Annotated in this window: 19 protein-coding genes; 10 read left to right on the top strand and 9 right to left on the bottom strand. The window is 68.2% G+C overall.

Translation table 11 applies throughout. The annotated features are described in order from the left end of the window. Nucleotides 1–950, top strand: a 950-nt coding sequence (locus ACFP3H_RS05665) for an esterase/lipase family protein (protein WP_378600569.1), incomplete at its 5' end; no start/stop codon positions are given. A gap of 54 nt (nucleotides 951–1,004) precedes the next feature. Here ACFP3H_RS05665 and ACFP3H_RS05660 read toward each other — a convergent pair. Then, a complete protein-coding gene (locus ACFP3H_RS05660; protein ID WP_378600567.1) occupies nucleotides 1,005–2,231 on the bottom strand; it encodes a PucR family transcriptional regulator in 1,227 nt (408 codons plus the stop codon). Nucleotides 2,232–2,415: 184 nt separating this feature from the next. On the opposite strand from ACFP3H_RS05660, the gene ACFP3H_RS05655 reads away from it, so the two are divergent. Next, entirely contained in the window at nucleotides 2,416–2,892 is a 477-nt protein-coding gene (locus ACFP3H_RS05655; RefSeq protein WP_378600565.1) for an HAD-IIIC family phosphatase, read from the top strand. A 29-nt stretch (nucleotides 2,893–2,921) separates the two neighbouring features. Here the strand turns inward: ACFP3H_RS05655 and ACFP3H_RS05650 are convergent, their stop codons facing one another. Continuing rightward, entirely contained in the window at nucleotides 2,922–4,511 is a 1,590-nt protein-coding gene (locus tag ACFP3H_RS05650) for a GMC family oxidoreductase (RefSeq protein WP_378600563.1), read from the bottom strand. 87 nt (nucleotides 4,512–4,598) lie between these two features. Beyond that, nucleotides 4,599–6,080, bottom strand: coding sequence for an FAD-dependent oxidoreductase (locus ACFP3H_RS05645; protein WP_378600561.1), 1,482 nt, complete (start codon nucleotides 6,078–6,080; stop codon nucleotides 4,599–4,601). Nucleotides 6,081–6,181: 101 nt separating this feature from the next. Between ACFP3H_RS05645 and ACFP3H_RS05640 the strand changes: the two genes are divergently transcribed. Then, nucleotides 6,182–6,673: a glutathione peroxidase gene (locus ACFP3H_RS05640; RefSeq protein WP_378600559.1), complete on the top strand. Its 492-nt coding sequence runs from the start codon at nucleotides 6,182–6,184 to the stop codon at nucleotides 6,671–6,673. Here the strand turns inward: ACFP3H_RS05640 and ACFP3H_RS05635 are convergent. Further along, entirely contained in the window at nucleotides 6,670–7,869 is a 1,200-nt protein-coding gene (locus ACFP3H_RS05635; protein WP_378600557.1) for a DUF7373 family lipoprotein, read from the bottom strand. The genes ACFP3H_RS05640 and ACFP3H_RS05635 overlap by 4 nt on opposite strands. After that, nucleotides 7,866–9,359, bottom strand: coding sequence for a serine/threonine-protein kinase (locus tag ACFP3H_RS05630; RefSeq protein ID WP_378600555.1), 1,494 nt, complete (start codon nucleotides 9,357–9,359; stop codon nucleotides 7,866–7,868). The genes ACFP3H_RS05635 and ACFP3H_RS05630 overlap by 4 nt, the downstream gene beginning before the upstream one ends. 275 nt (nucleotides 9,360–9,634) lie before the next feature. Between ACFP3H_RS05630 and ACFP3H_RS05625 the strand changes: the two genes are divergently transcribed. The 4 genes from ACFP3H_RS05625 (at nucleotide 9,635) to ACFP3H_RS05610 (ending at nucleotide 15,228) form a co-directional block, all read left to right on the top strand. Continuing rightward, nucleotides 9,635–10,441 (top strand): LppX_LprAFG lipoprotein, encoded by an 807-nt coding sequence (locus tag ACFP3H_RS05625; protein ID WP_378600553.1) that lies wholly within the window; start codon nucleotides 9,635–9,637, stop codon nucleotides 10,439–10,441. A gap of 254 nt (nucleotides 10,442–10,695) precedes the next feature. After that, nucleotides 10,696–12,162 carry a fatty acid desaturase gene (locus ACFP3H_RS05620; RefSeq protein ID WP_378600550.1) on the top strand — a complete coding sequence of 489 codons (1,467 nt, stop codon included), beginning with the start codon at nucleotides 10,696–10,698 and terminating at the stop codon, nucleotides 12,160–12,162. Nucleotides 12,163–12,207: 45 nt separating this feature from the next. Then, on the top strand, nucleotides 12,208–13,377 hold the full coding sequence (locus ACFP3H_RS05615; RefSeq protein WP_378600548.1) for a type III polyketide synthase: 1,170 nt from the start codon (nucleotides 12,208–12,210) through the stop codon (nucleotides 13,375–13,377). A 12-nt stretch (nucleotides 13,378–13,389) separates the two neighbouring features. Beyond that, complete coding sequence (locus ACFP3H_RS05610; protein ID WP_378600546.1) at nucleotides 13,390–15,228, top strand: ATP-binding cassette domain-containing protein; 1,839 nt, start codon at nucleotides 13,390–13,392, stop codon at nucleotides 15,226–15,228. 35 nt (nucleotides 15,229–15,263) lie between these two features. Here the strand turns inward: ACFP3H_RS05610 and ACFP3H_RS05605 are convergent, their stop codons facing one another. Then, a complete protein-coding gene (locus tag ACFP3H_RS05605) occupies nucleotides 15,264–16,112 on the bottom strand; it encodes a glucosyl-3-phosphoglycerate synthase (RefSeq protein ID WP_378600544.1) in 849 nt (282 codons plus the stop codon). Nucleotides 16,113–16,298: 186 nt separating this feature from the next. Between ACFP3H_RS05605 and ACFP3H_RS05600 the strand changes: the two genes are divergently transcribed. Next, nucleotides 16,299–17,603 carry a TerD family protein gene (locus ACFP3H_RS05600; protein ID WP_378600542.1) on the top strand — a complete coding sequence of 435 codons (1,305 nt, stop codon included), beginning with the start codon at nucleotides 16,299–16,301 and terminating at the stop codon, nucleotides 17,601–17,603. A gap of 4 nt (nucleotides 17,604–17,607) precedes the next feature. On the opposite strand, the gene ACFP3H_RS05595 is transcribed toward ACFP3H_RS05600, so the two are convergent. Next, the gene (locus tag ACFP3H_RS05595) at nucleotides 17,608–17,979 is read right to left on the bottom strand and encodes a VOC family protein (RefSeq protein WP_378600540.1); all 372 of its coding nucleotides are present in this window, start codon (nucleotides 17,977–17,979) and stop codon (nucleotides 17,608–17,610) included. Nucleotides 17,980–18,189: 210 nt separating this feature from the next. Between ACFP3H_RS05595 and ACFP3H_RS05590 the strand changes: the two genes are divergently transcribed. Then, nucleotides 18,190–18,987 carry an alpha/beta fold hydrolase gene (locus ACFP3H_RS05590; RefSeq protein WP_378600538.1) on the top strand — a complete coding sequence of 266 codons (798 nt, stop codon included), beginning with the start codon at nucleotides 18,190–18,192 and terminating at the stop codon, nucleotides 18,985–18,987. Between the two features lie 141 nt (nucleotides 18,988–19,128). Continuing rightward, on the top strand, nucleotides 19,129–20,919 hold the full coding sequence (locus ACFP3H_RS05585; protein WP_378600536.1) for a TerD family protein: 1,791 nt from the start codon (nucleotides 19,129–19,131) through the stop codon (nucleotides 20,917–20,919). A gap of 178 nt (nucleotides 20,920–21,097) precedes the next feature. On the opposite strand, the gene ACFP3H_RS05580 is transcribed toward ACFP3H_RS05585, so the two are convergent. Then, complete coding sequence (locus ACFP3H_RS05580; RefSeq protein ID WP_378600533.1) at nucleotides 21,098–21,682, bottom strand: Uma2 family endonuclease; 585 nt, start codon at nucleotides 21,680–21,682, stop codon at nucleotides 21,098–21,100. A gap of 64 nt (nucleotides 21,683–21,746) precedes the next feature. After that, a complete protein-coding gene (locus tag ACFP3H_RS05575) occupies nucleotides 21,747–22,880 on the bottom strand; it encodes a sulfotransferase family protein (RefSeq protein ID WP_378600530.1) in 1,134 nt (377 codons plus the stop codon). Between the last annotated feature and the right edge of the window lie 10 nt (nucleotides 22,881–22,890).

The raw sequence follows: 22,890 nt of genomic DNA, 5'->3' as shown, positions 1-22,890 counted from the left end.
GTTCCGGCTCGAGCTCGGGTTCCTCGGGCGGCTACTCGTCCGACCCCGCCGCCTACGGCCCGGCCTCGACCTCGTTCCTCGGCGCGTTCGGGTACGGCCTGCTCAACCCCGACGCCGGCGCCCCCGGCACCAACGATTGGAACTGCAAGCCGACCGCCGATCACCCCCGCCCGGTGGTGTTGCTGCACGGCACCTGGATGAACGCCTACAACGGTTACGCCTACATGGGCCAGCCGATCAAGGACGCCGGGTACTGCACCTTCACGTTCAACTACGGTCGCTCGAACATGCTCGAGGGCGGCGGTCTGGGTTCGTTCCTGCCCGGCGTGATGGGCACCGGCTACATCCAGGATTCGGCCAAGCAGACCGCGGCGTTCGTCGACCGGGTCCTGGCGGCCACCGGTACCGACGAGGTCGATATCATCGCCCACTCCCAGGGTGGCTCGATGGCGAACTGGTACACCAAGTTCGAGGGCGGCGCGGCCAAGGTGAACAAGCTCATCACCTACGGCGCCACCCACCACGGCACCAGCCTCGACGGCATCGGCGCCCTGGGCCGCATGATCAACAACCTGGGTATCGACATCCTGGGCCCGATCGAGATCTTCGTCGGCCACGCCGGCATCCAGCAGACGATCGGCTCGGATTTCGTCAACACCCTCAACGCCGCCGGTGACACCGTCCCCGGTGTGGACTACACCATCGTCGGCACCCGCTACGACGAGATCACCAACCCCTACGACCTCACCTTCCTGAAGGCGGGTCCGGGCGCGACGGTCCACAACATCACCCTGCAGGACGGGTGCGAGCAGGACATCTCCGATCACCTGACGATGATGTACTCCCCGCGTGCCCTGTCGATCGCGCTGCGCGCCCTCGACCCGGTCCAGAACCCGCAGCTGGCCTGCGAGTTCAACCCGTGGCTGGTCGGAGGTGGCGGCTCCCTCTGACCTGACACACGCGAAGGCGCTGTCCACCCCGTGGACAGCGCCTTCGTCGTCTGATCAGGCCGGGACGGAACGGTAACTGCGGGCCACCAGCGCCGAGCGCAGGTACCACAGCCCCGAGGGCTGGGTGGGATCGAAGCCGGTGAGCTGGCCGATCCGCTTGAGCCGGTAGTCGACGGTGTTGGTGTGCACGTGCAACACCCGCGCGGTGCGCTGCCGGTTGAGGTTGTTGGCGATGTGGCGCTGCAACGTCTCGAGCAGCTCCGGGTACTGGTCCAGCGGATCGAGCAGCGAACCGAGGAATTCCCGACCCGGCCCCGGTCGGGTCAGCTGGTACTCCAGGGCGAGCTCGTCGAAGCGGTACAGACCCGAGGTCACCTCGAGGCGCTGCACCATGTCCAGCAGCTCGTGCGCCTGATCGGCGGCGTCGGGCACCCCGGTGGTGCTGGTCTCGACCATCGCGGCGGTGATGCCGACCTGGGCGGCCTGGGAGAGCTGGGCGATCAGCGCGATCATGCCCTCCTTGTCGAAGGTGCCCGCCGGGATCAGCACGGTCCCGCCGTCGACACTGAGCAGCGACAGCGCCGACTCCCCGCACCGCTTGGCCAGTTCGGCCTGCACCCGGCGCAGTTTGCGTCGCGCGACCACCTTGCTGTCCAGCGCCGGATTGGCCTCCTCGCGGTGCTGGGGGATCGACAGCGCGAACACCGCGTAGGTCTCGGCGATGGTGATCCCGCATTCGCGGGCCATGGTCGAGGTGGAGTGCCCGCCCAGCAGTGCCGAGGTCAGCGTGTGCACGGCGGTGTGGTGCTCGCTGACCACCCCGCGCAGCTCCCGCACATAGGCCATCGAGATCTGGGCGGTGATCGAGTCGAGCAGTTCCATCACGACCTTGACCCCGCCGACGAGACTGTCGAAGTCCTGGCCCGAGGCGCTCTCGATCACCAGGTCCAGGCCTATCTTGAAGCCCTCGGCGATCGAGTGGTGGATGGTGTCGATCGGCACGCCCTCGCGCGCCCACGCGCTGGCCGCGTCCTGTAGGCGCTGCTGCTTGCTGGGGATATCGCGTCCGTCGAGCATGCCGACGGCGAATTCCAGGCAGATCCGGGTGATCGTGGTGACGTCACCGGAGATGGCGTCGCCGGGCAGCGTGCCGCAGGGCGCGACGTGCTCGACGAAATGGCCCACCATCTGTCGCGACAGCGCGCGAACGTCCTTCAGCGGCAGCGACATGGGCTTGCCGGAGACGGTCAACGATGGTCGGGGTGGATTGTGGACGGACATCTGTGTTCCCTTCGCCAGTTTCGGCTGTACCCCCCGCTGTCCAGCGAACCTCACCCTAACCAACTACAAAGAAAACCGGAATGGATTGTCAGGTTCTGGGTTCGGGGCCCAGGTACGCAGTCGTCGCTAGTGGCAGGTCACAAGTCTGGTTCTCAGCTATCAGTTGGTTGTAGAGTTCTGCGCCATGCGACCTGCTGTGCGTTGTCTGGTCTGGGAACTGGACGAGACCCTGTGGGAAGGTGTCGTCCACGACGAGACCGGCACTGTGCTGCGCCCACCGGCGTTGCGCACGCTGACCAAGCTGAGCGAACGCGGGGTCCTGCACGCCGTCGCCGCGCGCGGTGATCGCGCCAGGACTCTGCGCACGCTGTATCGCCACGGGCTCTACGAGATGTTCTCGGCGGTCGAGGTCGGTTGGGGACGCAAGTCCGCCTCGATCGTGCGGATCGCGGGCACCCTCGGCCTGGGGTTGGACGCGCTGGCGTTCCTCGACGCCGAACCGGTCGAACGGGCCGAGGTCTCGCGCGCGCTACCGATGGTGCGCTGCTACGCCGCCCGCAATGTCGACATGCTGCCGCTGATGCCCGAATTCCGGCACAACCTGCGCTCGGACCGGCTGCCGACCCCGCCGCTGGGCTTCGCCAGGGTCCCCGCCCGCTGAGGGTGGCGCGTGGCCACCCTCAGCGTGGTTCACGCCTGGCCGAGGATGAAGTCGGCGGCCTGTTCACCGATGAAGATCGCCGGCGCGTTGGTGTGGCCGCGGATGATCATCGGCATCACCGAGGCATCGGCCACGCGCAGGTTCTCCACCCCGCGCACCTTCAGATCGGGGGTCACGACGCTGGCGGCGTCGGTGCCCATCCGGCAGGTGCCCACCGGGTGGTAGAGCGTGTGGGAGAACTGCTCGATGGTCAGCGCGATGGTCCCCTCGAGGTCGGCGGGCGCCTCGGGCGGGTAGATCAGCGCACCCAGCGCGCTCTTGAGCGCGGGCTGCCCGGCGAGCGCGGCACAGACCCGCAGACCCTCCTCGAGCGCGGCCCGATCGGCGCCGTCGGCATCGGAGAGATAGCCGGGATCGATCAGTGGCTTGGCCGTCGGATCGGCCGAGGCGAGGCTGATCCGGCCGCGGCTGTTCGGGCGCACCAGGATCGAGCCGAGTATCACGCCGTGACCGGTGGCCTCGACCAGACCCTCGTGATAGAAGGGCGCGGGCGCGTAGATCAGCTCCACGTCGGGGTGCTCGAGGTCGGGGGAGCTGCGGATGAAGCCGTAGGCCTCACCGACATTGGAGGTGAGCATCCCGCGATGGCGGATCAGGTAGTTGAGCAGTTCCAGCGGCTTCTCGGCGGCGTAGAGCGAATCCGAGTCCACGTGGTAGCCCAGAGCGGCGATCAGGTGGTCCTGCAGGTTCGCGCCGACCTCGGGGGAGTGCGCGACCGAGTCGATGCCGTGCTCGCGCAGATCGTCACGATCGCCGATGCCCGACAGCTGCAGCAGCTGCGGGCTGTTGATCGCGCCGCCACACAGGATGACCTCGCGTTTCGCGGTCACAGTGTGGGTCTGTCCGCCGGTGCGGTACTCCACGCCGGTCGCGGTGGTGCCCTCGAACAGCACCCGGGTGGCCAGCGCCTCGGCCAGCACGGTCAGGTTCGACCGCTTCATGGCCGGCCGCAGGTAGGCGTCGGCGGTGCTCCACCGACGCCCGTCGCGCTGGGTCACCATCGCCTGCGAGAAGCCCTCGGGGGCCGGGCGGTTCGCCGACTCCAGCTCGTAGCCTGCCTGGCGCGCCGCCTCGAGGTAGGCGTGGGTGGACGCGCGCGGGCTGCGCTGCCGCTGCACGTGCTGCGGCCCCTTGGACCCCTCGTCGGGGAACTGCGCGTCCTGCACGTTCTCGATCTTGCGGAACTGCTCCACCGCGGCGGCGAAGTTCCACTGCTCGCCCGCGAGCAGACCCCACTCCTCGTAGTCGGCGCGGAAGCCGCGTACCCACATCATCGCGTTCATCGACGACGATCCGCCGAAGGTCTTGCCCCGGGGCCAGTAGATCTCCCGGTTGCCCAGCTGCGGCTGCGGCACCGTCGAGTAGTCCCAATCACGTTCGCTGCGAAAGAGTTTCGAGAACGCGGCCGGAATATGAGCGAAGTTGTCGTCGTCGGCCGGTCCTGCTTCGAGAACCACGACCGTGGTGCCCGGGTCGGCGCTGAGCCGATTCGCGAGCACCGCCCCCGCCGATCCGGAGCCGACGATCACGTAATCCGCGGACGTCCCACCTGCTTGCACTGTCCAACTCCGATCCTGCGTTACAGCATTGTCAAGGCCCACAACCGAACTCGTCGAGTGTGGTGCTGCAAGCAGAGTACTGACTACTCAGCCGGTCGCGGCGGATTTGCCGGCCCGGCGGCCGTAGAAGCTGCCGTCGCCGAGCGAAGCGCCGCTGACATACCCGCCCGCGCACAGCCCTGACGTGCAGCGACCCGCCGCGAACAGTCCGGCGATCGGTTCACCGCTGACATGGAGCACGCGCGAATCCAGATCCGTGCGCACCCCGCCGAGGGTGAATCCGGCGGTGAACCCGCGCAGGTCGTAACAGGCCAGTGCCCCCGTCAGCGGGCGCACCCATTCGGGTTTCTTGCCCAACAGGGGGTCGGCGCCGTGCTCGGCGTGCTGGTTGTAGGCGGCGATCGTGGTCTGCAAGGCCTGCGCGGGCAACCCCATCTCGGCCTCGAGCTCGGCGACCGTCTCGGCCACCCAGGTCGGCGGGAACCGGAAGAACGGGGTGGCGGTCACGGTGTCGAGTGCCTGTTCCAGCGATTTCTCGTCGATGATCAGGAACGCCTCGTTGTCCTGGTGCAGCAGCACCGCCTGGCCGATCCGGCCGGGATAGGTGTCCTCGGTGACGAAGCGCTGGCCGCGCCCGTTGACCAGGATGCCGCGCGCCATGAGCTGCGGATCGCCGAAGACGGCCACCTCGCTCGCGTCCATGTGGGCCAGTTCCGCGCCGAGGGCCTGGGCCAACCGGATGCCGATGCCGTCGTGTTCCTCGATGGCCGCGCCGGGTCGCCCGGACAGTTTCGGGGTGTAGCGCGCGATCATCTCGGTGTCGTAGGCGAAACTGCCGGTGGCCAATACGACTCCACGCGCGGCCCGCACCGCGACCGGCTTGCCGTACGTACTCGCCAGCACGCCGACCACGCGATCGTCGTCGTCGACGATCAGCCGCCGGATCCGGGTGTCGTACTCCACGGCGATCCCGAGCCCGGCCGCGGTCTCGGCCAGGGGTTTCATGAGCATGTACCCGCCGCTGCGCCGGCCGATCTTCTTCTCGGCGAACTGCGGAACATGCCCGCGCGGCGCCGGTTTCGCGAGGTCGAGGAACGGCGCGGCGTTCTCCCCGCCGGAGTACATCAGCCCCTCGTCGTGCGGCGGCTCCCACCCGGGTTCGCCCCAGAACTCCGCTTTGAACGGCACCCCGCACGCCACGAGCCACTCGTAGTGTTCGACGCTGCCCGCGCAGTAGTCCTCGATCTTGGCCTGATCCACCCCCGGACCCAGCGCGGCGGTGAGAAACGTCGCCATGTTCTCCGGGGTGTCGTCGAAGCCCAACGCCCGCTGCAACCCGGTTCCGCCGCCGAGATAGATGAACCCGCCCGCCAGCGCCGCGGCCCCGCCCCACCCGCCGGTCCGCTCGAGGATCAGTACGTTCGCCCCGGCGCGCGCGGCTTCGATGGCCGCGCACACCCCCGCGATCCCGTACCCGGCGACCACGACGTCGACCTCGATGTCCCAGTGCTCCACGGTGTTCGCGCGCAGGGGCCGCACGGTATCGGTCCGGGGTGGTTGTTGGCTCACGGTTGGCCTCCGGTGCTCGGGTGTGTACCGAAATGGTGCCGCCTGGCCGCCCACAAAACAAGAACGTGTTTCAGAAATCCTGGCTGCGGTACGGTGCAGACATGAGCGCGAACATCCGAGACATCGCCGTGCAGACCCTCGCCGGCGAGGACACCACCCTGGGCGAGCTGGCGGGCGAGCGGGCGGTGCTGCTGGTGAACGTGGCCTCCAAGTGCGGCCTGACCCCGCAGTACGGCGCGCTGGTCGAGCTCCAGAAGACCTACGGCGAGCGCGGTTTCACCGTGATCGGCTTCCCGAGCAACCAGTTCATGGGCCAGGAGCCGGGCACCGCCGAGGAGATCCAGCAGTTCTGCTCGGTGACCTACGGCGTCGATTTCCCGCTGCTGGCCAAGGCCGACGTCAACGGCGAGGACCGTCACCCGCTCTACACCGCGCTGGTCGAGACCGCCGACGCCGAGGGCGCCGCCGGTGACGTGCAGTGGAACTTCGAGAAGTTCCTGCTCGGCCGCGACGGCACCGTCGTCGGGCGCTTCCGCCCGCGCACCACCCCCGACGCCGCCGAGGTCGTGGCCGCGATCGAGGCCCAGCTCTAGACCGCGTTGGCCAGCAGCGCGTACTGCGCGGCGGCCTGACGGCGCGCGTCGGTGGGATCGGCGGCGGTGACGAACGCGGCGTGGTTGCGGTAGTTCACGTAGCAGCGGGTCAGCGCGGGAGTGTCGGCGGTCGAATCCCGGCGCGCGCAGCGCGCGTTCGGCACGCCGCGCGGCGCGTCCACCGTCTGCGCCGCCGCGCTCAGCGTCGCCTGCCAGGTCGCGCCGAAGTCGACCGCGGCGCCCTCGTCGCGGAACCGGAACAGCGTGGTGTCATAGGAATTCGCGACCGCGTCCACCTCGCCGCGATCCCAGGCCGTGCCCAGGTCGGCGGGTTCGGCCGGGCGGTAGTGCCGGGCCGCGCCCGCGGACCAGGTCGCGAATTCGCGTGAGGAGATCGCGATCTGCTGATTGGCGGGTCCGGGAATCAGCACGCGGCGCAACAGGTCCTCGGGATCGCGGGGCAGCGTGGCGAGCTGATCGACCGGGGTGGGGGTGAACTCGTCCAGCTTCGGGATCTGGGCGTCGAGGACCTCGGCCACGCGATCGGCGAGCGCGTCGATATCGGGAGTCGAGTGCTGCAGGAACATGCTCACCACGATCTCGCCGTGGGCGAAGGTGGCGCCGATGGTCTTGACCCCGGGCCGCCAATGCGCGTGCGCGGCCGGATAACCGGGAATCGTCACCGCCCGATTATCCGGACTCACCCCGAAATCGGTGGCCTCGAGGTCGCGGGCCGCGGCGGTCGCGGCCGCCTCGCCGGGGAACCGCAGCAGCACCACCCTGGTGATCCGCGCGTCGGTCTCGATCGCCGGCGTCGCCTCGTCGAACGCGCGACTGCCCTCGGAGATATCGAACCCGACGATCATCCGATGTCGTTGCAGCACCGGAATATTGACATTCGACACCGCCGACACCGCCGAGGTGCGCTGCGGGGTGTCGAGCACATCGGTGCCCCAGTTGTGGATCAGCTCCGGGTCGAGATCACGCGGGAACACCACCGCGCCCGCCATCCGCAATCCCTCGAGAATCGGCCCGTCGGTCGGCCGTCGACCGGCCTCGATCTCGGCGGGCGCGGTGATGTACTCGCCCACCTCGAGGGTGCGCACATCGACTTCGGCCGGGCGCGCCGCGCCGTCGACGGTGCCGCAGCCGACGAGCAGGACGGTGAGCGCGCCGAGCGCGAACCGGGCGGTCACAGGGGTGCGGTGGTCAACCATTGGTCGATCATCTCCTCGTGCGTGTGCCCCTTCCAGTACACCTGGAACAGCACGGTCGAATACGGTGCGGCGTCGAAGGCCACCAGCACCCATGGTCCGGTGGAGCCGTTGAAACTACGCACGGTTATCGGCCTGCCGTAGCGCGAACGCAACCGTTGACTCGTTCCCTCGGGCAGGGTCGCGACGAACCGGTCGACGGTCTCGGCGTCTTTGTGCGCCAACACCTGCAATTCCAGTTTCTCCCGATCGGTGCAGTCGAAACCGGTGTCCCACACCGCCCCCGGGTTCTTGGTCGCGAAACTGCACCGCAGCTCCCGATATCCGGCACTGTCGGGATCGGCGGGCAGCAGATCGGGAAACATCGCGATGGTCGGCCGCGCCGCCGCCCACGCGTCGACCGTCGCGGTGGTACTCGGCGCGACCGCCGTGCTCGTCGGCGCCGCCCCACCGCCTCCCGAGTCCCGTCCCACGATCACCGCGGCGACCACTGCCACCACCACTGCCACCCCGACGGCTCCCGCCACCAACCACCGGGCCGCGCCGGTGCTCCCCGGATTCGCGACATCGTGTGTCCGACCGTCGGGCACGCCGCCCGGTTGGGTGAACGGCAGGGTCGGCGCCCCCCCGTCGGTCAGCGCGATCGTCGCCGCCGCCACCATCTCCGCGCACGTCCCGAACCGATGCGCCGGATCCTTGGCCAGCGCCCGCGCGAACACCGCGTCCAGCGCCGGCGACAATCCGGGCATCACCTGCGCGATCCGCGGCACCGGCTGCATCAGATGCGCGCCGACCAACGCGCCTGCACTGGTCGCGGTATAGGGCGGACGCCCCGCGAGCAGGTGGAACAGCGTGCACGCCAACGAATACTGATCCGAACGCGGATTCGCGCCACGCCCGTCGAGCTGCTCGGGCGCGGCGTAGCGCAGGGTCGCCACCAGCGATCCGGTCTGCGTCAACGACGTACCCTCGTCGATCGCCTTCGCGATCCCGAAATCGGTGAGCAGCGCCCGCTCCTCGCCCGACCCCGAACCATCCTCGCGCAACATGATGTTGGCGGGTTTGACATCGCGATGCAGCAGCCCGTCGGCGTGCGCGTAGTCGAGGGCATCGGCGGTCTGCCGCGCGATCGACAGCGCCCGCCACGGCGCCAACGCCCCCGCCCGCAGCGCCGATTCCGCGTCCGTCCCCGCGACATACTGCATGGCGATCCACAACCGCCCGTCGGCACTGCCCCGATCGTGGATCGCCACGATATTCGGATGATCGAGCCGTCCCGCCAACTCGGCCTCACGCTCGAATCGCCCACGGAACACCGGATCCGCCGAATACGAGGAGTGCAGCAGCTTCAACGCCACCAGCCGCGGCAATCGCGGATGCCGAGCCGCGTAGACACTGCCCATGCCCCCGGCCCCCAGCACCCGCTCGATCCGAAAACCGGCGAAGACGTCACCGGCGCTGAGCTCGTGCATACCGCCACGCTAACCCAGAATCGGCTCCCGCTGTCGGGAAAGGACCCGGCGACAGGCCCGCTCAGTGGCGCTGACCTGCGCGGATTTACGGGTACGGAACAGTCGGAACCGATACTGCGCCCAGACAGTTCGCAGATCGAATTCCTCGGGTACGATCGCCGACGGGGGAGCACGAGATGCACGGTGGTCTGCGGAATCGGTCGCAGCCGGCGGCAGCTACGGCTGCCCCGCACCAGCGATATACGACCATCTTCAGGGGATGAAACTTGATCGACATGACACCGAACCCCACCTCACGTCGCCGCTTCGCGCGACGTTCCGGCATCACTTCGGTCGTCGCGGTAGCGGCGGTGTGCGCGGCCCTCGTGACCGGCTGCACGAAGGACGACTCGGCCACCACCGCGGGCCCGGTACCCACCGGTGAACTGCCCGACGGCGCGCAGATCGTGCAGGAGTCGGCCAAGACCACGCAGACGCTGCGCACCGTGCACCTGAAGATCGACGTGAAGAACCTGCCCGACCTGCCGGTGGAAACCGTGTCGGCCGACGTCACCAACGAGACCCAGGGCTCGGGCGCGGCGATGGGCGACGCGAAGGTCAAGCTGACCCCCGAGTCCGACTTCACCGAGGCCAAGTTCCTCGTGGTGGACAAGGTCCTCTACACCGAGGCCGGCGGCCGCTACGTGCCCGCGGGCCCGGCGGAGAAGGTCTACGATCCGGGCGTCATCCTGGACAAGGACAAGGGCATCGCGAACGTGATCGCCAACATCCAGAACCCCAAGACCGAGGCCCGCGAGGTCGTCGACGGCATCAACACCGTCAAGGTCTCGGGCACCATCGACGCCGCCGTGATCGACCCGATCGTGCCGCGCATCGGCCAGAACGCAGGCACCCTGCCGATCACCGTCTGGATCGCCGACACCGCCCCGCCCGCCTCGGATTCCACCAAGCCGTCGGACGCGCCGTCCACCGGCGAGGGCCCGAATCTCGTTCGCGCCGTGGTGAAGAAGGATCAGGGCGAGGTCACCGTCGGTCTGTCGAAGTGGGCCAAGCCGGTCAACATCGTCAAGCCCGCGAGCTGATCACCGCCGCGTAACAGCAACAACAACACACCGGTCCGAAGTCAGTGGAGCCTGGCACGCAGTGCCCTCCGCAGGCCTCGGGCCGGTGTGTCGTCTGGGTGTCGGGGCCTGGTCGGCGAATCACGAACGCACGAACGCGCATTCGATAAGAGAATGTTCAGCGAGATGCAAGGCGGCACAAGCACTATACGTGTCAAGACGCTGATCGGCAGGCACTACGCATCGGATGCCGATCGGACACGAAGGAAGAATTGATGACGATCGACGACCGACCTGATGAAGCGGAGCGCGAGCTCCCACCGCCCCCCGGTCCGGGGGGTCGACCTCCCGTCAACAACGTGTGGGTCTATAACGGCAAAGCCTACGACCTGAGCGAGTGGATCTCCAAGCATCCAGGCGGTGAATTCTTCATCGGCCGCACGAAAAACCGCGACATCACCTCGATCATCGGCTCCTACCACCGAGATCCGGAAAAAATCGCGCGGATGATCGAGCGTTACAGCCTCCATCGCGATGCCACGCCCGAGGATATCCACCCGAAGAACAACGCACCGGACTTCTTGTTCAAGGACGGCTTCAACAGCTGGGACGACACCCCGAAGTACGCGTTCGACAACAAGAACGACCTGCTGCACAAGGTGAAGGCCCGGCTCAAGGAACCCGAGCTGGCTGCGCGCCTCAAGCGGATGGACCGGGCGTTCGACATCGTTGTCGGCCTGCTGATCGTGGCCTACTTCGCCGTGCAGGGCCTGCGGTTGTGGGACACCAGCTGGATGCCGTTGCCGGTCTTCGTGATCGCGATGGTGCTGCTGCGCAGCTCGCTGGCCGGCTTCGGCCACTACGCGATCCACCGCGCGCAGAAGGGCTGGAACAAGTACGCGGTCAACGCTTTCGATATGAACTATGTGGCGTTGTCGTTCGTCACCGCCGACGGCCACGCGCTGCTGCACCACCCGCACACCCAGAGTGAAGTCGACATCAAGAAGAACGTCTTCACGATGATGATGCAGATCCCTCGGCTGTATCGGGTGCCGGTGCACACGGTGCACAAGTTCGGACATCTGTTGACGGGCATGATCATTCGCCTGCTCGATGTCTGCCGACTCACCCGCAAGGTGGGCATCAAGGACATGTACGGCAGCTGGCGTGGCGCCCTGCCGCACTTCATCGGCTCGTTCGGAATGCGGTTCCTGCTGGTGGCCGAGTTCGTGGCGTTCGCGATCGCGGGCGATCTGCTGGCCTGGGGTCTGCAGTTCGTGATCACGCTGTGGATCAGCACCTTCATGGTGGTGGCCAGCCACGACTTCGAGGTCCCCACCGAGGAATTGCACGTCGAGACCGAGGACTGGGCGGTCAACCAGCTCGAGCAGGCCTACGACCTGACCGTGGTCGGCAACAAGTACGTCGACTGCTTCCTCTCGGCGGGCCTGAGTTCGCACCGTGCCCATCACGTACTTCCGTTCCAGCGCAGCGGTTTCGCCAATATCGCCTCGGAGAACGTGGTGCGTGAGGAGGCCGCGAAGTTCGGCGTGGAGTGGTTGCCCGCCAAGAGCTTCTTCGGAGATCGTTTCCCCAAGCTGATCCGGACCTACCTGCTCGCGCCCTCGCGCGATGCCGAGGAGAACCGGTGGGGATTCGTGCGCGAACATTGCGCACCCTCAGCGCTGAAGACCTGTGTCACCTACACCGCGCAGGGCTTCTCCGGCATCGGGACCGTCTGAACCACCCCCGCTGCCCTCTCCCTCCGTTCGAAAGGAACTGTGCCCGTGTCTCTCGATTTCGACCTGCTCCGCACGCCCGAGCACGAGCGTGGACGCGACCTGCTACCCCCCACGCCGCCGTCGACGGTCGGTGTGATCGAAGCGGTCGCCACCGGCTCGCCCGCGCTGGTCGTCGATCAGGCGATCAACGCCGGACGCGTCGCCGAGATGTTCTCCGATCCCGTTCAGCGCCAGCGCATTCCGCGCATCTACGCCAAGACCCGCATCGCTACCCGCCACCTCGCGATCGACCCGCTCGATCCCGAGTTCCTCGAGTTCAGCCGCAAGCCCGGCACCATCCGGGACCGGATGAACCTGTTTCTCGAGCACGCGGCCCCGCTGGCGGTCGACGTGGCGCGGCGCGCGGTCGCCGGCTTGGACAACCCCGCCGAGGACATCGGCCAGCTGATCTTCGTGACCAGCACCGGTTTCATCGCCCCCGGTGTCGATGTCGCGGTCGTCAAGCAGCTGGGTCTGTCGCCGACCGTCGGCCGGATGGTCATCAACTTCATGGGCTGCGCCGCGGCCATGAACGGCATCCGCGCCGCCGTGGACTACGTGCGGGCCCACCCGGACAAGAAGGCCATGGTGCTGTGCATCGAATTGTCTTCGGTGAACGCGGTGTTCGACGACGACGTCAACGACGTGATCACCCACAGCCTCTTCGGTGACGGCTGCGGCGCGGTCGTGATCGGCGCCAACCAGGTGCACCAGCCGCTGGCCCCGGGCAGCGTCGTGATCCGCGACAGCTTCAGCTACCTGTTCGACGAGGCCGAGGACGGCATCGTGCTCGGGGTGAAGGACGCGGGCATCACCTGCGAGCTGGCCACCAGCCTGCCCGACTACATCTACCGCGGCGTCGACCCGGTGGTGTCGGAGGTGTTGGCGCGCAACGGACTCGGCAAGTCCGACGTCGAGCTGTGGGCGATCCACCCCGGTGGTCCGCGCATCATCGAGGAGTCCGCCCGTTCGCTCGGCATCACCGAGGACGCGGCCGCGCCGAGCTGGGAGGTGCTCGCCGAGCACGGCAACATGCTCAGCGTCTCGCTGATCTTCGTGCTGGAGCGGATGATCCGCGACGCTCGGTCCACGGCCGAGATCTCGACCGGTGTGGCGTTCTCGTTCGCACCCGGTGTCACCCTCGAGGGCATCGTGTTCGATGTCATCCGCAGCTGAAAGCCGCACGTCATGCATTTGCTCCGTTTTCTCGCGGCGTTGTCGCCGAGCAGGATCGCGGCCGTCGTCGCCGCGGGTCTGATCTGCGGCGCCGCCAACACCTACCTGGTGACGCTGATCAACGCGGTCGTCTCACCGCGTCCGCAGCCCGACCACCTGCTGCTCCGGTTCGGGGCGGCCGGCCTGGTGATCCTGATCAGCGGTGTCGTGTCACAGGTGCTGCTGATCCGGTTGTCACAGGACGCGATCTACCGGTTGCGCAGTGACCTGAGCTCCGGAATCGTCTCCGCCCCACTGGAACACCTCGAACGGCTCGGGATGCACCGCCTGATGGCGACGCTCACCGAGGACGTGCGCTCGCTGTCGCAGGCGGTCACCGCCATCCCGTCGATCTGCGTGGATGTGGCGACCATCGTCGGCTGCTTCGTGTTCCTGGCCGTGGTGTCGGGACCGATCTTCGCGGTCACCGTCGCGGGCACGCTGGTCGGCATCGCGTGTGTCGAACTGGTGCTCAAGCGGGTGCGCGCGATCTATCGCGAGGCCAGGGAGAACGAGGACGCGCTGCTGCGATCGTTCCAGGCCGTCACCCTCGGCATCAAGGAACTGAAGCTGCACCGTGGCCGTCGCCGCGACTTCATGGACCGGCACCTGCTCGGTTCGGCGGGCACGCTGCGCGATCAGAACACCGACGCGGGCTCGAAGTTCTCCTACGCGCAGGGCTTCGGTCAGGCGTTGCAGCTGGCCACGATGGCGTTGATCCTGTTCGTCATCGCCGCGGCGCTGAACCTGCCGCGCGAGACCATGGTCGGCTACGTGCTGGTCACCACCTTCCTGGCGATGCCGATGCAGAATTTCATGCACCGCATCCCCGACCTGCTGCGTGGTGACGTGGCGCTGGCCAAGATTCGCGCGATGAACCTGTCGATGGCCACACTGCACGACGAGGATTCACTGCCCTACACCGAACGTCCAGCGGCAGGGGAGGCCAAGCTGGAACTGACCGATGTCAGCTACGTGTATCGCAGTGAGGCGCCCTCGTCGGTGCCGCCGCCGCCCGGCTCGCATCCGGGTCCCGGTGGTCCGCCGCCGCGTCCGGGACGGCCGCCGCGCAACGGCAAAGCCGGTCCGGGGCATCCGCATCCGGCGCATCCGGGCGCGCATCCCGGTGGTGTCCAGGTCGATGTGAACGGCAAGAACTGGGTCGATCACGGTGGCGTGGACGTGCGTCCGATGGCTCCGCCGCCCGGACTCGACGCGTCCGAGGACGCCGGTTTCCGGCTCGGTCCGATCAACCTGGTCTTCGAACCGGGCCAGATCACGTTCATCGTCGGTGGCAACGGCAGCGGCAAGTCGACGCTGGCCAAGCTGATCACCGGTCTGTATGTGCCCCGCTCGGGGTCGTTGTCGCTCAACGGGGAGAGGATCGACCACGACAACATCGAGTGGTACCGGCAGAATTCGTCGGCGGTGTTCACCGATTTCCATCTGTTCGAGGACTATCTGGGCTTCGACCGCCCGGGGATCGACGAGCAGGTGCGCCGCTATCTCGACGAGTTGCAGATCTCGCACAAGGTGACCGTGCGCGACGGCCGCCTGTCGACGGTGGATCTGTCGCAGGGGCAGCGCAAGCGCTTGGCCCTGCTCACCGCCCTGCTCGAGGACCGACAGATCTACGTCTTCGACGAGTGGGCCGCCGATCAGGAGCCGCGCTTCCGTGACGTGTTCTATCACGAGATCCTCACCGAGCTGAAGCGTCGCGGCAAGACCGTCATCGTGATCACCCACGACGACCGGTATTTCGGGTGCGCGGATCAGTTGGTGAAGCTCGACTTCGGGCTGGTCGCGGCCTAGCCGAGCCGACGCCGGTCCCCACCCGGGGGCCGGCGTCACGCGAGGGCGAGGTGGTGGCGCATCGGCGGGCGGTCGGCGAGGCTGACCTCCGACGGTGTTCGCCGCCAGCCGGTGTCGTCGGCGAAGAACTGGACGAGGCCGATGCCGGAGTCGCGGATGCCGAGCCGGTCGAGCAGGGTGGCCACGACCTGACGGCTCATCACCGCCGGCTCGTGGGTGGGCCCGGCGCGTCGGGTCCGGGTGCCGAGGTCGACCTGCGCGATGGCCGACAGTCCCCGCCGCTGCCAGCAATCGAGCAGAATCCCGATCTCCGCGCCGTACCCACTGGCGATGGAGACCTGTTCGACGAACCCACGCGTGGTGGCACATTCACCGCTCAGCGGTGCGATGATCTCCGCCAGCGCCGGCGCCAACGCGGTGAGCAGTGGCCGCGCGAGCAGTTGGGTCACCCGAGCACCGTCGTCGTCGGCCGGTTCCCGGTAGTAGCCCTTCACCAGGGCGATGCTCGCGTCGTCGAGCAGCGGTGCGAGCAGCGCGGGCACGATCATCGGGTCGGGGTCGACCAGGTCGGCGTCGAGGAACACGATCACCTCACCGGTGCACACCGCCAGCGATCGCCACAGCACCTCGCCCTTGCCCGGCCTCGGCGCCACCCCCGGCAGCGCCTCCTCCCGGGTATAGACCGTGGCTCCGGCACCGCGGGCGCGCTCGATGGTGCGATCGCTGGACCCGGCGTCGAGCACGATCACTTCGTCGACCAGCCCGCCCAGCAGCGGGCGAACCGCGCCGACCACACCGGCGACGGTGTCCTCGGCGTCGAGGGCGGGCACCACCACCGAGACCCGTCGACCGAGCTTGCGGTCGGTCAGTGCGCGGACGTTCATCCGGCCAGTCAACGACACCGTCCGCACCGCCGCCACCGGTGCGCGCGATCTGTGTGAACGTGTCCAATCGAACCCGGTTTCGCGCTGGTCGAACCCACAGCGTCCGAGCCCGCGCCCTCGGCCCTCACCGGCGGTGATGTGCGGGGTAGCCTGGGTTTTCAGGCGAACCGGCGGAGGGCGGAGTTCATGAGCGGGAATGCGGCAACGACGGTCGAGGTGGGCAAGGGCTCCAAGACCGATCTCGTCGACGGGCGCTACACGGTGCGCCTGGACCTGGACAGCCCGGCCGGTGCGGTGGATGTGGCCGCGGTGCTGTTGAACGCCGACGGCATCGTGCGCTCCGACGCCGACTTCGTGTTCTTCAACAACCCGGCGGGTCCGGGCGTGCGACTCGAGTCCGATGCCGTTGTCTCGGTGGATCTCTCGGCGTTGCCCGCCGACATCCACCGGGTGCTGATCACCGGAAGTACCGAGGCGCAGGGGATTCGGTTCGGTGCCGTCGCGGGCTTGCGGGTCTCGGTGCTCGGCGCGAGCCAGACGCTGAGTTTCGTGCCGCCCGGCCTCGACTCCGAGACCGTGCTGCAAGCGGTCGCGCTGTATCGGCGCGGCAGCGGGTGGCGCCTGGACGCGATCGGCCAGGGATACAGCGCCGGGCTGGCCGCCTTCGCCACCGATCACGGCATCGTCGTCGACGCCGAGGAGGCCGTCGCGGAAGTGCCCGCGCCCCCACCGGTTACGCCCGCGCCGTCGGTCGACCTGCGCAAGGTCGACGTCGTCCTGACCAAGGATTCCCCCGACCGCCGCGCCACCATCGACCTGCGCAAGGGCGACCCCGGCTATGTGCTGACTGTGGGCCTGGAATGGGACGGTCGCGGCGCGAAATACGACCAGCTCGGCCGCTGCACCGAATTCGGCACCGGCGACCTGGACGTCTACTTCTTCTGCCGCAACGAGATCACCGGCGACTACGTGGTGCTCAGCGGCGAGAAAGGCCACCAGGGCGACCTCGCCACCTGGCCCTTCATCCACCACCAGGGCGACTCCCGCGGCCCCGGCGCGAACAACCGGCCCGCCACCGAACAGGTCGTCGTGCGCCCCACCGAGAACGGCGACCTGCTGCTCAACGTCTACCAATCCGTGGACAACGGCGCGGGCGCCATCGACACCTTCGGCCGCCCCCGCGTCCGCGTTCGCTACGGCCGCCCCGGCCCCGACGGCCTGCCGGACAAGGACGCCGACCAGATCACCGTCCTCATCGGCAACGGCAAGAGCTCCTTCTGGGCCACCGTCGCCCACATCGACGTCCAGGGCGGCATCCTCACCGTCGACGGCACCATCCACTACAGCCGCGCCTTCAGCGAACGCATGCCCGTCCTCGACACCGAGGGCACCTGGGTCCGCTCGGCCAAGAACGGCCCGGTCGGCCGCAGCAAGAAGGCCAACGGATTGGGCCTGAGCCGCTACGAAGGACAGTGCCCGACCCCGCGCTGAGCCCTCAGCCGTGGGCGGAGACGACGCAGAACTCGTTGCCGTGCGGGTCCGCCAGCACCGTCCAATCCAGTCCCGGCACCTGGTGCTCGGCCACCGTCGTCGCCCCGAGCGCGATCAGGCGCGCGACTTCGGTTGCGCGCGTGGTGGTTTGGAAGTCCAGGTGTACCCGGTTCTTGACCACCTTGGCCTCGGGCACCAGCTGGAACGCGAGGTAGCGCCCCTGCCCGAAGCCGACCCCCGGCGGCACGATCATGATGAACGTTCCGTCGGTATTGACCAATTCGTCATAGCCCAACGCGGACTTCCAGAACTCGGCGAGTTCGGTGGGATCGTTGCTGTCGATGGTGACGCCACCGAGCGTGATGGTTTCAGACACGCGCGTCACCGTAGAGCAGCCCACCGACACGTTTCGCGCGCGCGTAGCTCGACACGCGATCCCGAACCGGCCCGCTGCCGCGCCTTCGCGCCCCGGCGAATCTAGTGTTGCGGACGTGACCGCCGCGGTGTTCGACCACCCGCGTGGTCGGTCCACCCTCACCGCCCCCGGTCCGCACGGGCGCGGTTCGCGCGAATCGAGAGGAACACGATGATCAGGATCCGATCGAGTGTGGCGGCGGCAGTGGCCCTCGGGCTCGGGCTCGGGCTGGCGTCCGCCCCCGCGACGGCCGCCGACACCCCCACGATCGTGCTGGTGCACGGCGCCTTCGCCGACACCACCAGTTGGGACGGCGTCGCCGCGGCCCTGCGCGCCGACGGCTATCGCGTTGTGGTGCCGGACAATCCGCTGCGCGGGCCCGCCAACGACGCCGCCGCCGTCGAACGGGCCATCGCCGACATCGACGGCCCGATCGTGCTGGTCGGCCACTCCTACGGCGGCGCCGTGATCACCAATGTCGACGACCCCGACGTGACCGCCCTGGTCTACATCGCCGCCTTCGCCCCCGTGCCGGGCGAACCCGCACAGCTGCTGCTCGACCCCCTCCGCTTCCCCGGCAGCCGCCTGCTACCTCCCGTCCTGCGACTGGCCGTGGTCGACGACACCCACGGCATCGCGGGCAAGAACGTCGACGGCTACGTCGACCCCGCCGCCTTCCACGAGGTCTTCGCCCCCGACGTCAGCGCCGCCACCGCCGCCGACATGATCGCCCACCAGCGCTCCATCGCCCTGGCCGCCAACCTCGAACCCTCCGGCCCCGCCGCCTGGACCCACCTGCCCAGCTGGTACCTCGTCTCCGGCGCCGACCAGGTCATTCCCCCCGCCTCCCAACGATTCATGGCCGACCGCATCGGCGCCACCACCTCGGAGATCCCCGCCTCCCACGCCTCCCTGGTCTCCCGACCCGACGCCGTCGCCACCGTGATCGAGGCCGCCGCGACCCACTGACCACTCTCGCTCGCGAAGACGACACCTGCAATCGGCACCACCTGAACCAGCGCCGCGTGGTGGCGGGCTCGGTCCGGCACCCGATGGATGAGAATCGACATCGCCTGCAACACTGTGGATGTCGACTACGATTCGATCTTCATGCGAGGGATGACGGAGGTCGAGGAGCAGCAGCGGGCGGCCGAGTTCGCGACGTTCACCGTGGTGGATGTGGAGACGTCGGGGTTGCGGCCGCACCAGCATCGGGTGTTGTCGGTCGCGGCGGTGACGTTGGACGGTGCCGGGCGGGTGGCGGGGGAGTTCCACACGCTGGTCGATCCCGGGTGTGACCCGGGGCCCGTGCACATCCATGGGCTCACCGCCGAGGTGTTGCGTGGGTCGCCGGGGTTCGAGCAGGTTCGCGAACCACTGTCGGCCATGTTGGACGGGCGGGTGATGGTGGCGCACAACGCACTGTTCGACTACGGGTTCCTGCGGCAGGAGTTCGCGCGGACCGGTGGGGTGCTGCCGGTGCGGCACCGCCTGTGCACATTGGCTCTCGCGCGCCGCATCGCCCTGCCCACCCCCGACTACAAACTGGGCACGCTGGCGTCGTATTACGGTGTGCCGCAGTACAAGGCGCACGACGCGCTCGACGATACCCGCGTGCTCGCGAAGGTGCTGTTGTCGCTGGTGGCCGACGCGGCCCACCTGGGGATCGCGCCGCCGCTGCTGGACTGCTCGGGCGAATCGGCGCGGCCGAAGCAGTCGTCGTGGGCGGTCGACCGTCGTGGCCCCAAGCAGCCGTGCGCCTTCGCCTACCCGGGCAGGCTGGCGGTGCACGGGCGCCTGCGGCAGGGGATGAAGGTCGCGGTGACCGGCGCGACGCGCGTCGAACGCGAAGAGCTCGTCGCCCGTGCCGAAGCGGCGGGACTCGACGTCACGAGCGCGGTGAGCCGCCGGACCAGTGTGCTGGTGGCCAACAGTCCCGACGCGGGAACGAGCAAGGCGCGCAAGGCCGTCGAGTGCGGCACGCCCGTGATCGACGAGGCCCGGTTCCTGGACCTGCTCGAGAAGGTGGAACCGGGACAACCGAAAGCGACAGCGGGACTGCGGGTTCCGCCGCACCAACCGGAACCCGCGCGGGAGCCGTCGGGCCCGTTGACCGGTCGGCGAATCCTGGTACTGGGCGGCACCTACGGGCAAGCCGCAGCAGCTCGAGCGAGGATCGCCCAACTCGGCGGTTCCGCGGCGGTCAACCTCTCGGCGACCGTGACCGACCTGCTCGTTCTCGCCGGCGGTGAATCCGACCGGCGGACAAGGAAAGCCGAAGAGCTCGCACTTCCCGTCCACGGGCCGGAGCTACTCGAACACGGCCCGTCCAGCCCCGTCGCGAGCGACCTGCCCGACCGGCCGACGAGTCACCCCACGGTGCTCGCCCGGGGCCAGGTGATCGACCTACCGATCGCGCAGGGCGGCACCACCTGGATCCTGCGCGCGACCTGGAACCAACTCGGCACCCCCACGGTCGATCTCGTCGCGTTTTTCGTCGACCACGAGGAAAAGGTCGCCGACTCCGACGATTTCGTCTTCTACAACCAGCCCGAAGCCCCCGGCGCGAAACTGTCCGAGGACGGCCCGAACGAACAATCCGTCACCGTGGTCCTCGACGACCTCCCCGAGCACTGCACCCGTATCGTCCTCGCCGCCGCACTCGACGGCGAGAATCTCACGTTCGGCGATGTCGGCGCGATCGAACTCGACATCGCCTCCGGCACGGAATCCCACACCACCGTGCGCGCCACCCTCGACGCCGCAACCGTGGAACGCACCCTGATCCTGGCCGAACTGTATGTGCGCGGATCCGTCTGGCGCCTGCGCTCCGTCGGCCAGGGCTACGAAAGCGACCTCACCGCGCTGGTCGAAAGATTCGGTGTCGAGGTCGACGGGTAGTCCGGCAGCGGCCCGTTCACCGAGCCGAGAGACGAGAAGGCGGGCCGGTTCGGGGGAGTGAATGGGTACCGTGTAGTAGGAGTACCACTCCGGCCCGCCTACCACTCATTCGTCGTCCTCGCCGGTATGGATCGGTCCGCGTCACCAGAAATCTGTCGACGATCTCGACCGGTGTTCCTCAACCGCCGGTGGTGCGCCTGCCCGCCAGCGCGACCAGATCGATGGTCAGCGGAAACGGCTCGACGAGCGATACCGTGCCGGTGGCCCGTGGCGTGATCCGATACCCGTCGGTGTCATCGAGGGTGTAGATCGTGAGGCCGACCGATTCGACGTCGATGAGGTCGATCACCCAGTAGTGAGCGATGCGGTTGGCGGCGTACTCGCCGGCCTTGATCGAGTAATCGCGCACGGCGGATTCACCGGACGAGGCGACTTCGACGGCAAGGGCGATCTGATCAGCGCGTATGCGGGATTGTTGGTCGATGTCGACCGGTCCGACCACCACGTCGGGTACGCGCCGAGGGGATCGGCCACCGAGTTCGGCTTCGATTTCGGCGAATGCCTCCCAGCCGTCCGGAAGTTGAGCGTTCACTTGGGCGAGCAATCGCTGGATCGCACGGCTGTGCGGCGGCGCCGGGCGAGCGGTTCGGAGCAGGAGTCCGTTCTCGATCTCCCAGCGATAGTTCGTGTCGGTCGGCAGAGCGTCGAACTCCGCGACGGTGATCGGTCGCCCGGACGGGCTCAGCACCATCTCGACTGCCATCCTCGGCCTCCGCCTGATCGTCCACTGTGCTCCTGTCCCATCGTCGCACGTCACACCGGGTAGGTCAGCCGCGGAAGCGTTCGGTGACCATGTCCTCGGTCAGGCCGTAGTCGGTGAGGGAGTAGTGGTGGGTGGGTTTGCGTGGGCCGGTGCGGGATTCGTGGTCGAGGGCGGTGATGGCGGTGCGGGCGGTGGGGGACAGGGGGGTAGTGGTGTGGGTGTAGATGTGGTCGACGACGGCGAGGGGGTCGGTGCGGAGGTCGTCGAAGTCCACGTCGATGAAGGTGGCCTCGGGGTGGCGGGCGCGGGCCGCGGTGAATTCGGTCAGGCCGCGCGCCCACAGGTCGAGTTGGGTGCGGCCGATGGTGGGGCCGGTGAAGACGGTGGACCAGCCGCGGGTGGCGTGTTCGGCCAGGCTGCACATCGACCCGATGATGGTGGCGGGGTCGCGGTGGGTGTGGATGACGATGGCGTCGGGGTAGGTGGCGAGCAGCGCGTCGAGGCAGAACAGGTGGCTGGGGTTCTTCAGGACCCACCGGCGCGGGTCGTTCATACCGATGAGCTGGAGGTTTCGCCGGTGGCGGGCGAAGGCGGGGGTCCAGTCCCGCCCGGCCAGCCACTGCGCGTAGCCCGGAATGTGGGCGAGGCATTCGTAGGAGTGCGACATCAGCGATTGGCGCAGTAGCTGCCAACATTCCTCGACATCGGCGGCCGACATGTAGTGCAGGCCCATGAATTCGGGATTCTGGACCTGATGCTGCCGCAATCCCGCGTCGATCTGCTGATACGCGGGATTGTCGGCCCAGCCCTCGCGCGGCGGCCGGGGCTGCGGAAAGTCGGTCAACCACATCTCGAGCCCCTGATTGGCCGGGTCGGCGGCCAACAAACGGTGCAGCGCGGTGGTGCCGGTGCGTGGCAGCCCGGTGACGAAAATCGGTTGGGTGACCGGTGTTTCGACGTATTCGGGATTGGCCGCCCACGCCGCCTGGCTCAAGGCGCGAGCGATCAGCGTCCCACGCAGAAAGAACCGCGACATCTTGGACCCGAGTTCGGTGAGACCCGCTTCCTCCCGATAGGAGTCGAGCAGAATCCGCAACGCCTCGGTGTAGTCGTCGGCCCCGAAATCGGTGAGCCCGGTGAGTTTGGTGGCGGAGGCGTGCAGGTCGGCGACGGTGCCGACATCGGTGCGCACGGACATGAGGGAACTC

Source organism: Nocardia lasii (genome assembly GCF_042658545.1).
GTDB lineage: Bacteria > Actinomycetota > Actinomycetes > Mycobacteriales > Mycobacteriaceae > Nocardia > Nocardia lasii.
The sequence above is the reverse complement of the archived record's forward strand: the minus strand, read 5'-3'. Positions and strand labels throughout refer to the sequence as shown.